Origin of the sequence: Mycobacterium sp. 1274756.6 (assembly GCF_001668625.1) — a bacterium.
Taxonomy (GTDB): Bacteria; Actinomycetota; Actinomycetes; order Mycobacteriales; family Mycobacteriaceae; genus Mycobacterium.
Genome location: NZ_LZLJ01000009.1, coordinates 1 through 14,279 on the forward strand (window position 1 = coordinate 1; position 14,279 = coordinate 14,279).

Below are 14,279 nucleotides of genomic sequence, written 5' to 3' on the forward strand. Positions count from 1 at the left end.
CCCGACGCCCCCGACGCCCCAGCCAACCCCGCGACGCAAACGGGTCCTGGAGGACCTCAACACCGCCTGGCTCGGGACGATCTCGCTGCTGGTGCTGGGCGCGCTGATCGCGGCCACCACGATGATCAACTCCCTGCACCTGGGCAAGACCACCTACCGCGCCGAGTTCCAGCAGGTGGCCGGCGTCCGGGCCGGCGACCAGATCAACATCGCCGGGGTGCCCGTCGGCGCGGTGCGCGGCACCGAGCTGGCCGGTGACCGGGTGGTGGTGACGATGAAGATCCGCCACGGCGTGGTGCTGGGCGCCGACACGACCGCCGCGATCAAGTTGACCACGATCCTCGGGTCTCGCTACATCGACGTCAAACCCCGCGGCGCCGATCCCCTGCCGGATCACCGAATCCCGCTGGCGCAGACCAGCGTCCCCTACGACCTGCAGAAGCTGCTGCAGGACTCGACCCAGACGTTCGAAGACGTCGACGCCGCCCAGTTCGCCGAGTCCATGGAGCTGGTCTCCGCGCAACTGCAGGGCGTGCCGACGATCCTGCCGGACGCCTTGACCAACGTGCACAACCTGGCGCAGATCGTGGCGGACCGCCGCGACCAGATCGGCGCGCTGCTCGACAGCACCGCCCAGGTCGCCGCGCTGCTGGGCGACCAGCGCAGCGACCTGGCCGCCCTGGTGCGCCAGGGCGACGAACTGATCGGCGAGATCCTGGGCCGCCGCGACAGCGCGGTGCGACTGCTGCGGGCCTCCACCAACCTGGTCGGCGTCGTGCGGGACACCCTCGTCGACCGCCGCCCGCAGCTGGACAAACTGCTGACCGATCTGCGTGAGGTCACCGCGATGGTCGGTGACCACGATGAGCTGCTGCGCAACCTGTTCCAGGCCATGCCGTTGGCGATGCGCAACCTCGCCAACGCCACCGGAACCGGTCCGTACCTGGACTTCCTGCTGCCCGGCGGGCTGATGGTCGACTCCTGGATGTGCGCGATCAGCGGGCGCGCCGAGCAGTGGCAGTGGCCTGAGCGCTACCAGTACTTCAAGGACTGCGAATGAGAAGACGGCTGCTCACCATCGGCGCCGCGCTCGGCGTGCTGATCGCCGTGCTCGGCGCCGCCTACGGGTTCACCGGCACCGGCGACGCCCGGGATCAGACCATCACCGCCCAGTTCGACAACGCGGTCGGGCTGTACGAGGGCAACACGGTGGCGGTGCTGGGCATGCCGGTCGGCCGGGTCGCCGAGATCACCTCGACCGATCGGGGCGTGCGGGTGGTGCTCAGCGTGGACGGGAACGTCCGGCTGCCGGCTGACGTGACCGCGGTGACGGTCGGCACCTCGATCCTGACCGACCGGCATGTCGAGTTGACCCCCGCCTACACCGGCGGGCCCACCCTGCCCGACGGGGCGGTGCTCGGGCTGGACCGCACCCGCACCCCCATCGAATTCGACCGGGTGCTCAAGATGGTCGACAAGCTGGGCGGGGCGCTCGGCGGGGACGGGGCGGGCGGCGGCCCGATGGCCGACCTGCTCAACGCCTCCTCGGCGATCACCTCGACCAGCGGTCCGCAGATCAAAGAGGCGCTGGGCAAGCTCTCCGAGGCGCTGCGGACCGGCGCCGACGGCGGGCAGGCCACCCAGAACAACATCACCACGATCATCGAGAACGTCAGCACGCTGCTCGACGCCGCCGCGCAGAACGAGGACCTGATGCGCACCTTCGGCACCGACGTGCGCCGGCTCAGTGACCTGCTGGCCGAGGAGAACATCGGCCGCGGCGGCACCGGTGCACAGGTCAACGCCGTGCTCGAGGAAGTCAACACGTTGCTCACCGACCACGGTGCGGACATCAAGGCCACCGTGCAGAGCAGCGACAACCTCACCCGGGCCCTGGTGGACTACCGCCGCGAACTCGCCGAGGTGTTCAACGTGGCGCCGCTGGCCGTCGACAACGTCGCCAACGCGATGGACACCGACAACGGCATGCTGCGGGTCGGGGCGCACTTCGACTCGGTGTTCTTCGACAGCTCGATGACCAAAGAGGTCTGCAACATCCTCGGGCTGCGCCAACTCGGGTGCCGCACCGGCACGGTGCGCGACATGGGCCCGGACTTCGGGGTGACCCACGTCCTCGAAGGACTGACCCGGTTGGGAGAGGAATGACCCACGATCGCATCCGGCGGGCCCGCCGCTACCTGCCGCCCGTGCTGGCGGTGACCGTGCTGGTCGGCTGCTCGAAAGGCGTGGAGGACCTCCCGCTGCCCGCGCCGGGAATCGGCGGCGCCTCCTACCAACTCAACGCCGTGTTCACCAACGCGTTGAACCTTCCCGACCGGGCCAAGGTCCGCGTCGGCGGCGCCGACGTCGGCGAGGTCGTGGCCATGCGCGCCGAGAACTACACCGCGGTGGTGCAGATGCAGATCATCGACGGGGTGCAGCTGCCGGTGGGGACCACCGCCGAACTGCGGTCGGCCACGCCGCTCGGCGACATCTTCGTCGCGCTGCACCCACCCGAAGGCGGTGACGCGACCACCGCCAGCCTGCGCGACGGCGACACCATCGCGCTGCCCGAGACGGTGGCGGCGGCCACCGTCGAGGACGTGTTGACCTCGACGTCGGTGCTGGTCAACGGCGGTGTCGTGCGCAACCTGACCCGGGTCCTCAACGGCCTCGGTTCGGCGGTGGGTCCCGACGGGGAGGGGCTGACCGCGATGATCCAGGAGTCACGGCGACTGGTGACGACCATGTCGGCGCGCTCCGACGAGATCCGCACCGTGCTCACCGGGGTGACCGAGCTCGCCGAGACCCTCGACGCCGACCGCACCGCGATCAACGACGTGCTGGGCTCGTCGGCGCCCGCCCTGGCGGTCATCGCCGACAACACCACCCAGATCGTCGACCTGATCCAACGGATGAACGTCGTCACCGCCCAGCTGGAACGCTTCCCGTCCATCGCGGGCACCGACACCCGCAGCCTGGTCCGCGACCTCAACGCGCTCTCGGCGGCGTTCAACGACGCCGCGCTCGATCCGCAGGTGAGTCTGAACAATCTGCTGCGGGTGATCCCCCCGGCGCTGAAATTCTTCTCCTCCAACGCCGCCCACTCCGATGTGGACCTGCAGCAGGTCGCGCTCGGCCACATCGAAGACCTCAACCACCTGGGCGACCCGGCCTTCCACGGCCCCAAATGGACCGATTGGGACAACCTCGTGGGCTCGCTGAAGTTCGTGCTCACCCAGCTCGGCGACCGGGTGTGGGGACCCGACCGCGGGCATGTGTGGGGGCCCAAGTGAGCACCGCGCCCGCCCGCCTGCTGCACCTGCCGGCCGCCGCGGCGGTGTGGGCGGCGCGCACCGCGTCGAGGAACAAGCTGCTGGTCTCCGCACTCGCCCAGGTGGTCCTGGTCGTGATCGGCTCGATCTACCTGCTCTTCGGTGCGCTGCGGACCAACCCGATCGCCAGCCAGATGACCGTGCGGGTCCAGCTCGAGGACTCCGGCGGGCTGCTGGCCAACCAGGACGTCACCCTCAACGGCATCCCGATCGGCCGGGTCAAGGCGGTGGAGATCACCGCCGAGGGCGTCCAGGCGGTCGCCCAGATCGACGGGCACATCCGGATCCCGCGGGATGGCACCACCGTGCGGGTCTCGGCCCTGTCCCCGGCCGGGGAGCAGTACCTCGACTTCCAGCCCACCCGCGCCGATGGGCCGCTGCTGACCGACGGCAGCCTGATCGGCGAATCCGACACCATGACGCCGGTGCCGCTGTGGCGGCTGCTCGACAACATCGAAGGGCTGCTCGCCCAGACCGACCCGGCCCAGCTGGAGCAGGTCATGGGTGAGCTGGGGGTCAGCGCCGAGGGCCCGCAGAAGCTGCGCGACCTGTTGGCCGGCGGCCAGATGCTGATCTCCACGCTCGACGGGGTGTTGCCGCAGACGGTGACGTTGCTGCGCAGCAGCCGCCCGGTGTTCCAGATCTTCGACGACTCCTCGGCCGGGCTGAGCCGCCTCGCCGACAACCTCGGCGGCACCCTGAGCGGAATCAGCGCCAAAGACGCCGGAATCCGGCGGCTGCTGGACCAGACGCCACGCCTGCTCGACACCGCCGACGGCGTCATCGACGAGAACTCCCCCACCATGGTGCAACTGCTGGGCAACCTGACCACGGTGGCGCAGCTGTCCTATGTGCGGGTGCCGGCCCTGGCGCATCTGTTCCGCGACGACCGGCCCTCGGTGCTCGACGGGGTGGCGTCGCTGATGCACGACGGCGGGATCTGGGCGATCGCCGACATCTACCCGCGGTACTTCTGCGACTATCCCCACCCGCGCGACGTGCCGTTCATCCCGAACTATCCCGAGCCGTACATGTACACCTACTGCCTCAACGACGACCCCGGGGTGCTGGTCCGCGGTGCGCGCAACGCGCCCACCCCGGCGGACGGGATCGACACCGCCGGTCCACCGCCCGGGCTGGATCCGCTGCAGCGCACCGATCCGACCCCGTCGGGGCCGTACACCATCGATCTGCCCTACGGCGGCCCACCGATGCCGCCGGAGTCAGAGCCGCAACGCCAGGGCGGCCCCTATTAAATGGAATCAGGAGGTTCGTGGTGAGTAACGTTTCAGCCACCGTTGAACGCGAGGCGGGATCCGAACTCGACGCCCTCGAGGCCCTCGCCGGCGAACAGCCGGACGCCGAGCCCGACGCGCCGCAGGCCGCGGACACGGCCCCCGAGGCCCCCGAGGCCTCCGAGGCCGCCGAAGCCGATCAGTCGGATCAGGCCGCCGAGGCCCGCCCGACCGGGTCCCGGTCGCGGACCTGGGTGCGCCGCACCGCGATCGGCACCGCCGCGGCGCTGATCGTGGGCCTGGGCGGGCTCAGCGGTTATCTGGGCTGGCAGTACCACAGCGTGCGGGTCGTGCAGGCCGCTGCGGAGGAGGCGCGTCAGGCCGCCGAAGCCTACGCGGTGACGCTGACCTCGATCGACACCCGCAATCTCGACGAGAACTTCGATGCCGTGCTCGACGGCGCGACCGGCGAGTTCCGCGACATCTACCAGACCTCGAGCGCCAAGCTGCGCCAGTTGCTCATCGATCACCAGGCGGCCGGACGCGGCGTGGTGCTCGACTCGGCCATCAAATCGGCCAGCAAGGATGAGGTGCAGGTGTTGTTGTTCGTCGACCAGACCGTCTCCAACACCGAGGTGCCCGACCCGCGGGTGGACCGCAGCCGCATCGCGATGACCATGCAGCGTGTCGACGGCCGGTGGAAGGCCAGTGAGGTGGAGTTGCCATGACCGATATCCAGACCGCCGCCGGACCGGTCACCGCGCTGCGCGACGACTGGATCATGCGCTCGATGTTGAGCCGGGTGGGCGATATTCCCGAAACCGTGCTGCTGCCGGTGCTTCGGCTGGTCGCCGACGACCGCCGCGCCGTCGACGACGGCTGGGCCGCCGTCATCGCCAAACGGAAGCCGAACCGGCTGTTCGAGTCGCCCCGCAAATCGTGGCAGCGCCGCTACGGGCAGTTCGTGTACGAACTGGAGTGGGCCAGCAGCGAACTGGTGCGGTTCGTGCCGCGCGCGGAGGTCGAGGAGCTGGTGTCCTCGACGGTGGCCACCCGGTTGCGCCGGTGGTTGCGCTACCTGTTGCCGATGTTCAACGCGGTCCGGCTGGTCCCGCCGGGGCTGCACCCGACGGTGATGGACGCCGGGGTAGGCGTGGCGACCTTCCTGGTCGGGCCGATCCACCGCACCGGGGTGGAGCCCGACGGCACCGTCGTCTACGAGATCCCCGAATGCGCGATGCACACCTCGGTGGGAACCCAGTCCCCGCAGGAGAATTCCTGCCTGATGGCGTGCAAGGCGGCCTGCGAGAAGGTGTTCGACGCCAACTCGGCGATGCCGCTGGAGTTCGACCCGCACCTGCCCGGACTTTCCTGCACCCTGCGGGTGCGTCCGGCCGGCCCATCCACCTCCGACCCCCAGTAAGGACGACCCGTGACCAACCCCGACCAAGCCGGCCACGACTTCGCCGCCTACACCCCGCTCTACGAGGAGTACGACTACCGCATCGACGAGACCGAGGGCGCCCTGCCCGCCGACCTGGAGGGCACCCTGTACCGCAACGGCGCGGGCAAGCTCGACGCCGGCGGTCAGCCGCTGGGCCACCTGTTCGACGGCGACGGCATGCTGTCGATGTTCGCGATGTCCGGCGGCGCGGTGCACTACCGCAACCGCTACGTGCGCACCAAGCACTACCGCAAGTCGTTGACCTCCCGCGGAGCGCCGTACCGGGCGCTGGGCACCATGCGCCCCGGCGGGCTGCTCGCCAACGCCCTGCGGTTCCCGGCCAACGTCGCCAACACCGGCGTGGTGATGCACGCCGGGAAGCTGCTCGCGCTGTGGGAGGGCGGCCCGCCCACCGAGATCGACCCGGACACCCTCGACACCGTCGGGGTGCACAACTTCGACGGCGAGCTGAAGTGGATCGGGGCGTTCTCCGCGCACCCGAAGTGGGATCCCGACACCCGCGAGATGTTCAACTTCGGCTTGGCGATGGTGCCGTTCCCGAAACTGGCCTGCTACCGGGTGGACCGGGCCGGCAAGCTGCACAAGCTGGGCCAGCTGAACCTGCCGCTGGCCCGGTTCAACCACGACATGGGCCTGACCAAGAAGCACATGGTGTTCGCGATCCCGCCGCTGGTGTTCCCCACCGCCAAGCTGTTGGGTGCCGGCTTCGGGCTGCGCAACTTCATCGACGCCATCGAGTACGACGCCGCCCAGGGCACGATGATCGGGCTGGTCCCGCGGGACGGCGGCAAGCCCCGGGTGATCTACACCGATCCGCTGCTGCACCTGCATCTGGCCAACACCTACGAGGACGGCTCGGACACCGTGGTGGAGCTGGTCCACTACGACGCGTCCTGGGAGGAGCTCAACGGTCAACTCTCCACGCTGAGCACCGACACGGCCGCCCAGGTGGGCTCCTACGGCGGGACCCTGCTGCGGTTGCGGATCACCCCGTCGGACAAGGTGATCCACGAGCCGATCACTGACCTGGTCGGCGAGTTCCCGTCGTTCAACATCCTGCGGACCGGCAAACCCAACCGTTACACCTATCTGTCGGCCGACGCCGACGGCAGCGCCTACCCCAACGCGGTGGCCAAGTTGGACAACACCACGGGTAAGGCGGTCATCCACCAGTTCCCGTACGGCCATCAGCCGCACGAGGCGGTGTTCGCGGCCCGGCCGGGGGCGACCGCCGAGGACGACGGTTGGCTGCTGGTCACCACTCAGGACGGGGTGAGCAACCGCGCCAGCCTGGTGGTGCTCGACGCCCAGGATGTGGCCGCCGGCCCGGTGTTCACCGGCCGGTTGCGCCATCACCTGCCGCTGACCTTCCATGGCAGCTACACGCCCCGGGTGGCCCGGCCCACCGGATGATCCGGCGGGTTCGCCCCGGTCAGCCCATGATCGGGGCGAACTCCGGCGCGATCAGGCCGGCCACCGCCGCCCACGGCACGGTGATCACCGCCAGGCCGCGGCCGAACTGGTAGTCCGGGAAGTGCAATTCGATGCCCGCGTCGGTGGGGATCCAATATTTGAAGTTGACGTCGATCGGCGCGACCTCGTTGCCGAACTGCCAGGTACCCGGGTGCTTCGGCGGCGCGTAGACGGTCGGCAGGATCGCGACGGTCTGATCCGCCAGCCGCACCAGCCCCGCTTTTTTGTCGGTGAATAAATTGTCCCAGGTGATCAGCACGCCGCTGCGTTTGTCGAAAACGCGGGTGGCCACCGCATGGAACGGCATATTCGGCATATCGGTGTTGTATTCACCGACGAACAATTCCGAAACGGTGATCGGTCCGAAAAACGGGGTGCCGGTCGAATGGAAGGTCCACGGCTGGGTCTTGGTGGCGCTGGGCTCGTAGGTGGCGACCTGGCCGCGCGCTTCGGCGTCGATGATGTCGTTGATGGCGGCAACCACCGCCGGATCTCCGCCCTCCACCCGTTGATAGTCAACGTTCCACTGGCCCAAGCCATCCGGGCTGGCTCCGGAGATCGCGGCCGGGACGGCGCGGTAGTCTTCGGCGGCCGCGGCGGGCGCCCCCGGGAGCAGTGCGCCGGCGAGCACGGCGAGACCCAGGCCTGCTTTCCCGACCCGTTTCCAGATATCCACGACCACCTCTTTTTTCGCCGAGTGTATTCCCGACGAATATATCGGACCGGTAGGATTCCGCGCATGAGAATCGGCGTGCAATTGTCCTATGCGGGCGGCTTCAAGGAAACGGTCGAGCAGGTTGTCGAACTTGAGAAAGTCGGCCTGGATATCGCCTTGGTCGCCGAGGCGTATTCCTACGACGCGGTCAGCCAGCTGGGGTACCTGGCGGCCAAGACCGACCGCATCGAGCTGGGGTCGGGGGTGGTGCCGATCTACATCCGCACCCCGGCGCTGCTGGCGATGACCGCGGCCGGTCTGGACTACGTCTCCGACGGCCGGTTCCGGCTGGGCATCGGCACCTCCGGTCCGCAGGTCATGGAGGGCTTCCACGGGGTGCCGTTTGACGCGCCGCTCGGTCGCACCAGGGAAGTGGTGGAGATCTGCCGGAAGGTGTGGCGGCGCGAAGATCTGCGGCACGACGGCGCCCACTATCAGATACCGTTGCCCGCCGGGCGCGGCACCGGCCTGGGTAAGCCGCTGCATCTGATCAATCACCCGGTGCGGGAACGGATCCCGATCTCGATCGCTGCCCTGGGACCGAAGAACGTCGAGCTGACCGCCGAGATCGCCGAGGGCTGGCAGCCGGTGTTCTTCCATCCGGAGAAGGCCTCGGAGGTGTGGGGGCCGGCGCTGGCGGCCGGGCGGGCCAAACGGGACCCGGCGTTGGGTCCGCTGGATGTGATGGTGGGGGCGTCCCTGGCCATCGGTGACGACGTCGAGGAGCGGATCGCCTGGGCCAAACCGGTGCTGGCGCTCTACCTGGGCGGGATGGGCGCCAAGGGCCGGAACTTCTACCACGGCCTGGCCACCCGGTACGGCTACGGCCCGGCCGCCGACCGCATCCAGGAGCTGTACCTGTCCGGACGGAAGCAGGAGGCGATCGCCGCGGTGCCCGACGAGTTGGTGCGCGCGGTGTCGTTGATCGGCCCGCGCGGGTTCGTCGCCGAACGGGTGGCCGCGTTCGCCGCCGCGGGGGTGACCACGCTGCTGGTGGGTCCGGTGACCGGCGATCCGCGCGAGTATGTGCGTTACGTCGAGGAGTTGCGCGAACTGCTGCCGTGACCGGGCGCCGGGCCGGGCTTAGGCCCCGGCCTGCGGCAGTTCGTCGGCGGCGGTCTGGCAGGGCGTGCGCAGCTCGGTGGCGTCTTCCGGATTGGCCGGCGCCGGGTCGGGCGGGGGCGCGCTGACCGGTGTCGGCTCGCCTTCCGTCGCCGGCGGGGCGGGCTCGGCCGGTGGCGCGGGGGCGTCCTCGGGTGCCGGGTCAGCCGCCGGGTCGGGGTTCCGGTCGGCCTGGTTGTGGGGTGCGGCGTCGGGTGATTCCGGCTCGCCGGACGCGACGGTCGTGGACTCGGATGGCGCAGGATCGGGTGTTTCGGACGCCGCATCGGCGGCCGGGTCGCTCGGGTCGGGGTCGCTCGGGTCGGGGTCGCTCGGGTCGTGGTCCGGGTCGCTCGGGTCGAGATCCGGGTCGGTCGGGTCGCCGGGGTCGGCCGCCGCGCCCAGCAGGGCCGCAAGGCTCGCGCCGAGCAGCCGGCCCAGGCTCGTCAGTATCCCGGGACCGGCCGCCCCGGCGGACTCGCCGCCCGCCGGCCAGTTCGCGGCCGGATCGCACAGCCCCGGTGATTCGGTGGGCCCTGCCGCCGCGGCCGGCGCGAGCGGCGGTGGCGCGGGCGGCGGCGGCGCGGGCGGCGGTGGCGCGGGTGGCGCTGGCTCGGGCGGCGGTGGCGCGGAGGTGCTCTCAGGCCGCGGTGGTGCGGGCGGGCTCTCGGGCGGCACCGGAGCGGGTGCGGCAGCTGCTGCGGGCCCCGCGAGCACTGATGGGGCAGCCGCCGGCGAGTCCGGACACTCCCCCGCCGCCGCCGCCACGGTGGCCGGCGCCGCCGGCACGGCCACCGGCAGCGCACCCGGCAGCGCGAAGGAGGCCGGCCCCGCCGCGGTGATCCGGGCGATGGCATCGCGGTAGCCGTCGTCGACCGCGGTGCGCGCCGCCCGCATCGCGGCGAGCCAGTCGGTGCCGATCTCGGTGTCCAGGTAGGCCATGACCTCCCCGGTCAGCACCTCCTCGGCGTGGCGGTCGGGCAGCCCGCCGAGCACGGTGTCGGCGGCCGCGAGCCAGCTCGCTCGCCGGGACGCCCGGCGGTCGTCGATCGTCACCGCGGCGGCGGCCTTGGCGGCGACGGCCTGCGCCAGCGCCGCGCGCAGCGCGGTGCAGGCCTCGGCGGCGCGCCGGGAGGCATCGGCCACCTGTTGGGCGGCCGCGCAATGGCGCTGCAGGAACACCGCCGCCGCCGCGGCGGCCGGTCCCGACCACGCGCCGCTCAGCTCGACGGCCAGCGCGCGCTGGGTGGCCGCCGCGCCGTCGGCGGCCGCGGCGGTGGCCCACAGCAGGGCGCAATCGCGGTCGAGGGCCGCCAGATCCAGGCCGGCTTCCCGGTCGTACTCGTCGAGAATGCGGTGGTCGTCGCCGGTCAGGTCGCGGTGGCGGTAGCCGAGGCGGGCCGCCGCCGACACGTAGCGCTGGGTATGGGCCGCCGCCGGCCGGGCCCAGGCCTGCCGGGCGTCGACCCCACCTTCGGTCATCGGGTCAGCCGATGCGGGCCGCGCAGCGCCGCTCGGCCTCGGTGTAGGACCCCACCCCGGCGCGCAGGGTCGCCGCGATCTCGTTGACCGCCCGCGACCAGCGGATCAGATCCTCGCCGAGGCGGTCCAGCGCGGCGCGCAGCGCGTCGCCCTGAGCGCGGTACGCCCGCCCGGCGCAGGCGCCGTCGAAACTCAACCCGGCCCGGTGGCGCTGCCCCGCCGCCGCCAGGGCCGGTCCGTCGGCGGCGAACCGGTCGGCCACCTCGCGTACCGCGGCCACCTCGACCCGGACGCACGAATCACTCTGCGCTGCTGCCATATCCGGTAGGACCGGCGGGCACCCGCCGAGGTTCCGTCGATCAGGACTGGGCGGCGACCGTGTCGGCGACCCGGTTGGCGACCCGGCGGGCGGTGTCCTCGTCGGCCGCCTCCACCATCACCCGCACCAGCTGCTCGGTCCCCGAGGGCCGCAACAGGATTCGTCCGGTCGCACCGAGCTCTTCCTCGGCTTGGGCGACCGCGTCACGGACCGCCGGCGCGGCCGCGACGGTGGCCTTGTCGGTCACCTCGACGTTGATCAGCACCTGGGGCAGGGTCCGCATCGCCGACGCCAGCTCCGCCAGGGCGGTGCCGGTCTGCGCCATCCGCGACATCAGGCTCAGCCCGGTGATGATGCCGTCACCGGTGCTGACCAACCCCGGCAGCACGATGTGCCCGGATTGCTCACCGCCCAGGCTGTAGCCGCCCGCTCGCAGCTCCTCGAGGACGTAGCGGTCGCCGACGGCGGTGGTGCGCACGGTGATTCCGGCGTCCCGCATCGCCAGGTGCAGGCCCAGGTTGCTCATCACGGTGGCGACCAGGGTGTTCGACGCCAACGCGCCGGCTTCCTGCATCGCCAGCGCGAGCACCGCCATGATCGCGTCGCCGTCGACCACCGCGCCGGTGGCGTCCACGGCCAGGCAGCGGTCGGCGTCGCCGTCGTGGGCGATCCCCAGGTCGGCGCCGTGCTCCCGCACCGCGTCGCGCAGCGGGTCCAGGTGGGTCGATCCGCACCGGTCGTTGATGTTCAGCCCGTCCGGTTCGGCGTTGATCGCGATGACCGTCGCGCCCGCGGCGCGGTAGGCGCGGGGTGCGGCGACCGAGGCGGCGCCGTGCGAGCAGTCCACCACCACGGTCAGACCGGTCAGGTCCGCGGTGGCCGCCGCGGCGACCCGGGCGAGGTAGCGGTCGGCGGCGTCGGTCGCGTCGCGGACCCGGCCCACCTCCGCGCCGATGGGGCGCAGGCCCGGCCCGGCCGCCACCTGTTCCTCGATGCGGTCCTCGGTGGCGTCGTCGAGCTTCTGCCCGCCGGGGCCGAAGATCTTGATGCCGTTGTCGGGCATCGGGTTATGCGACGCGGAGATCATCACGCCGAGCGCGGCATCGTAGGCGTCGGTGAGGTAGGCCACCGCCGGCGTGGGCAGCACCCCGACCCGCAGTGCGTCAACGCCCTGACTGGTCAGACCGGCGATGACCGCCGCCTCGAGCATCTCGCCGCTGGCGCGCGGGTCGCGGCCGACCACCGCCACCGGCCGGCCGTCGGCGACGGCCAGCTGGTGGGCGGCGGCGGCTCCGAGAGCCAACGCGAGTTCCGCGGTCAGTTCGCGGTTGGCGACGCCACGGACACCGTCGGTGCCGAAAAGGCGACCCATGACAGGTCAGCGCTTGCTGTACTGCGGCGCCTTGCGGGCCTTCTTCAAGCCGTACTTCTTGCGCTCGATCTCCCGCGGGTCGCGGGTGAGGAACCCGGCCTTCTTCAGCACCGGCCGGTCTTCCGGGGAGACCAGGATCAGCGCCCGGGCGATGGCCAGGCGCAGCGCGCCGGCCTGGCCGGAGGGGCCGCCACCGTCGAGGTGGGCGTAGATGTCGACGCTGTCGGCGCGGTCCACGGCCACCAGCGGCGCCTTGATCTGCTGCTGGTGGACCTTGTTGGGGAAGTAGTTCTCCAGCGACCGGCCGTCCAGCTCGAACTTGCCGGTGCCGGGCACCAGGCGCACGCGGGCCACGGCTTCCTTGCGCCGGCCCACGGTCTGGATGAGGCCGTCGATCACCACCGGCTCGCGCGGGGTCTCCGCGGCGGTCTCGGCGGGCTGGGTCTCGGGGTTGTCAGTCGTCGGCTGGGTCGTCGGCTGGGTCACTGCGTCACCTGCTTGATCTCGTACGGAACCGGCTGCTGGGCGGCGTGCGGGTGCTCGGGCCCGGCGTAGACGCGCAGCTTGGTCTTGATCTGGCGGCCCAGCCGGTTCTTCGGCAGCATCCCGACGATCGCCTTCTCCACGACCCGCTCCGGGTGCTTGTCCATCAGGTCGGCGACGGTGCGCTTGCGCAGCCCGCCGGGGTAACCCGAGTGCCGGTAGACCAGGGTGCGTTTCGGCTTGTCGCTGCTGATGGCGACCTTGTCGGCGTTGACGATGATGACGAAGTCGCCACCGTCGACGTTCGGCGTGAACGTCGGCTTGTGCTTGCCGCGCAGCAGCGTCGCCGCCGCGGAGGCCAGCCGGCCGAGTACCACGTCAGTGGCGTCGATGACATGCCACGAGCGCGTGGTGTCACCCGCCTTCGGCGTGTAAGTAGGCACAGCGCTTACTCGACTTTCTCTCGGGTTGATCCCGGGGTGACCCGGGTGCCGGTCCGGCGTGAGCGGCGAGGATGGTCTCGGCGACCGACATCGACCCGAGGATCCGTGCTGACCGCACGCCAGCGAAGGAGCTTACCGGCCGGTATCGGCGCTGGTCAAAACCGGAGGTGATGGTGTGGCCCCGGCCGCTCCCCAACATCGGGGCCACACCACGCTGGTGGGTCAGCGCCGCCAGGAGTTCGCGGCCTGCCGGTCGGTGTGGGCCAGGTCCCCCGCCCCGTCGCGCACCGCGTCGCCCAGCTCGACCAGGATGTCGTTGAGGGCGGTGGCCGCGCTGTGCCAACGGTGCTGCTCGTCGCGGTAGGCGGTGGCGGCCTCCCGCGTCCAGGACTGCAGCAGCGGCGCGATCTGGGCGCGCAGGTCCTGCAGCGCGGTGGTGATCCGCGCGGCGGTGGCGTGGATGTCGCGGCGGACGAGGTCCTCCATCGCGTCGAAGCGGTAGGACAGCAGGTGCTCCATCGTGACCCTTCTCCTCACAGCTGCCCGCCGGCGGCGGCGACGCGGTGCGCATGAGCGTCGGCGGCGGCCCGCAGGGCGCGTTCGTTGGCGCGGATGGTTTGGGCGATCTCGTGTAGCGCGCGGTGCAGTTGCATCGCCTCCCGGTTCCAGCGGTCGATCACCGACTGGAAGCGGGTGGCGGCGCTGCCGGACCAGACGGCGGCGGGGACGCCGGCCATCCGGGTGATGAAGGCGTGCAGGGTGGCGCGCAGTTCGTCGTTGACCCGGTCGGTGCCGGCGGCCACCGCGCGCATCAGCTCCAGGTCGACGCTGAGGGTCTGCTCGGTGCTCATCGGGT

Annotated in this window: 16 protein-coding genes; 8 read left to right on the forward strand and 8 right to left on the reverse strand. The window is 71.2% G+C overall.

The genetic code is table 11. The features are described 5' to 3' along the window. The 7 genes from A5643_RS01130 to A5643_RS01160 all read left to right on the forward strand — a co-directional run. Positions 1 to 1,060: MCE family protein (locus A5643_RS01130; RefSeq protein WP_156628423.1), on the forward strand; the 1,060-nt coding region annotated here is incomplete at its 5' end. Continuing rightward, on the forward strand, positions 1,057 to 2,166 hold the full coding sequence (locus A5643_RS01135) for an MCE family protein (protein ID WP_156628425.1): 1,110 nt from the start codon (positions 1,057 to 1,059) through the stop codon (positions 2,164 to 2,166). The genes A5643_RS01130 and A5643_RS01135, both read left to right, overlap by 4 nt. Next, the gene (locus tag A5643_RS01140) at positions 2,163 to 3,296 is read left to right on the forward strand and encodes an MlaD family protein (protein ID WP_066851192.1); all 1,134 of its coding nucleotides are present in this window, start codon (positions 2,163 to 2,165) and stop codon (positions 3,294 to 3,296) included. The genes A5643_RS01135 and A5643_RS01140 overlap by 4 nt, the downstream gene beginning before the upstream one ends. After that, complete coding sequence (locus A5643_RS01145; protein WP_231995400.1) at positions 3,293 to 4,591, forward strand: MlaD family protein; 1,299 nt, start codon at positions 3,293 to 3,295, stop codon at positions 4,589 to 4,591. The genes A5643_RS01140 and A5643_RS01145 overlap by 4 nt, the downstream gene beginning before the upstream one ends. Before the next feature lie 20 nt (positions 4,592 to 4,611). Then, entirely contained in the window at positions 4,612 to 5,298 is a 687-nt protein-coding gene (locus tag A5643_RS01150) for an Rv1363c family protein (protein WP_231995401.1), read from the forward strand. Next, positions 5,295 to 5,993: a hypothetical protein gene (locus A5643_RS01155; protein WP_066851194.1), complete on the forward strand. Its 699-nt coding sequence runs from the start codon at positions 5,295 to 5,297 to the stop codon at positions 5,991 to 5,993. The genes A5643_RS01150 and A5643_RS01155 overlap by 4 nt, the downstream gene beginning before the upstream one ends. Positions 5,994 to 6,002: 9 nt before the next feature. Beyond that, complete coding sequence (locus tag A5643_RS01160) at positions 6,003 to 7,448, forward strand: carotenoid oxygenase family protein (RefSeq protein ID WP_066851195.1); 1,446 nt, start codon at positions 6,003 to 6,005, stop codon at positions 7,446 to 7,448. A 19-nt stretch (positions 7,449 to 7,467) separates the two neighbouring features. Here the strand turns inward: A5643_RS01160 and A5643_RS01165 are convergent, their stop codons facing one another. Continuing rightward, the gene (locus A5643_RS01165; protein ID WP_231995402.1) at positions 7,468 to 8,184 is read right to left on the reverse strand and encodes a DUF3298 domain-containing protein; all 717 of its coding nucleotides are present in this window, start codon (positions 8,182 to 8,184) and stop codon (positions 7,468 to 7,470) included. A 63-nt stretch (positions 8,185 to 8,247) separates the two neighbouring features. Here A5643_RS01165 and A5643_RS01170 point away from each other — a divergent pair, with 63 nt between their 5' ends. Beyond that, the gene (locus tag A5643_RS01170) at positions 8,248 to 9,288 is read left to right on the forward strand and encodes an LLM class F420-dependent oxidoreductase (protein WP_066851196.1); all 1,041 of its coding nucleotides are present in this window, start codon (positions 8,248 to 8,250) and stop codon (positions 9,286 to 9,288) included. 18 nt (positions 9,289 to 9,306) lie between these two features. On the opposite strand, the gene A5643_RS01175 is transcribed toward A5643_RS01170, so the two are convergent. The 7 genes from A5643_RS01175 to A5643_RS01205 all read right to left on the reverse strand — a co-directional run bounded on the left by A5643_RS01175 (position 9,307) and on the right by A5643_RS01205 (position 14,274). Next, the gene (locus tag A5643_RS01175; protein ID WP_066851197.1) at positions 9,307 to 10,806 is read right to left on the reverse strand and encodes a hypothetical protein; all 1,500 of its coding nucleotides are present in this window, start codon (positions 10,804 to 10,806) and stop codon (positions 9,307 to 9,309) included. A 4-nt stretch (positions 10,807 to 10,810) separates the two neighbouring features. Further along, positions 10,811 to 11,125, reverse strand: a complete 315-nt coding sequence (locus A5643_RS01180) for a hypothetical protein (RefSeq protein WP_066851198.1) — start codon at positions 11,123 to 11,125, stop codon at positions 10,811 to 10,813. A 40-nt stretch (positions 11,126 to 11,165) separates the two neighbouring features. Continuing rightward, a complete protein-coding gene (gene glmM, locus A5643_RS01185) occupies positions 11,166 to 12,497 on the reverse strand; it encodes a phosphoglucosamine mutase (RefSeq protein ID WP_066851199.1) in 1,332 nt (443 codons plus the stop codon). 6 nt (positions 12,498 to 12,503) lie between these two features. Continuing rightward, on the reverse strand, positions 12,504 to 12,983 hold the full coding sequence (gene rpsI / locus A5643_RS01190) for a 30S ribosomal protein S9 (RefSeq protein ID WP_082948648.1): 480 nt from the start codon (positions 12,981 to 12,983) through the stop codon (positions 12,504 to 12,506). Then, positions 12,980 to 13,423, reverse strand: a complete 444-nt coding sequence (gene rplM / locus A5643_RS01195; RefSeq protein WP_066851200.1) for a 50S ribosomal protein L13 — start codon at positions 13,421 to 13,423, stop codon at positions 12,980 to 12,982. The genes rpsI and rplM overlap by 4 nt, the downstream gene beginning before the upstream one ends. A 222-nt stretch (positions 13,424 to 13,645) precedes the next feature. Continuing rightward, positions 13,646 to 13,942, reverse strand: a complete 297-nt coding sequence (locus A5643_RS01200) for a WXG100 family type VII secretion target (RefSeq protein ID WP_066851201.1) — start codon at positions 13,940 to 13,942, stop codon at positions 13,646 to 13,648. Between the two features lie 14 nt (positions 13,943 to 13,956). Further along, positions 13,957 to 14,274, reverse strand: a complete 318-nt coding sequence (locus tag A5643_RS01205; RefSeq protein WP_066851202.1) for a WXG100 family type VII secretion target — start codon at positions 14,272 to 14,274, stop codon at positions 13,957 to 13,959. Positions 14,275 to 14,279 lie beyond the last annotated feature (5 nt).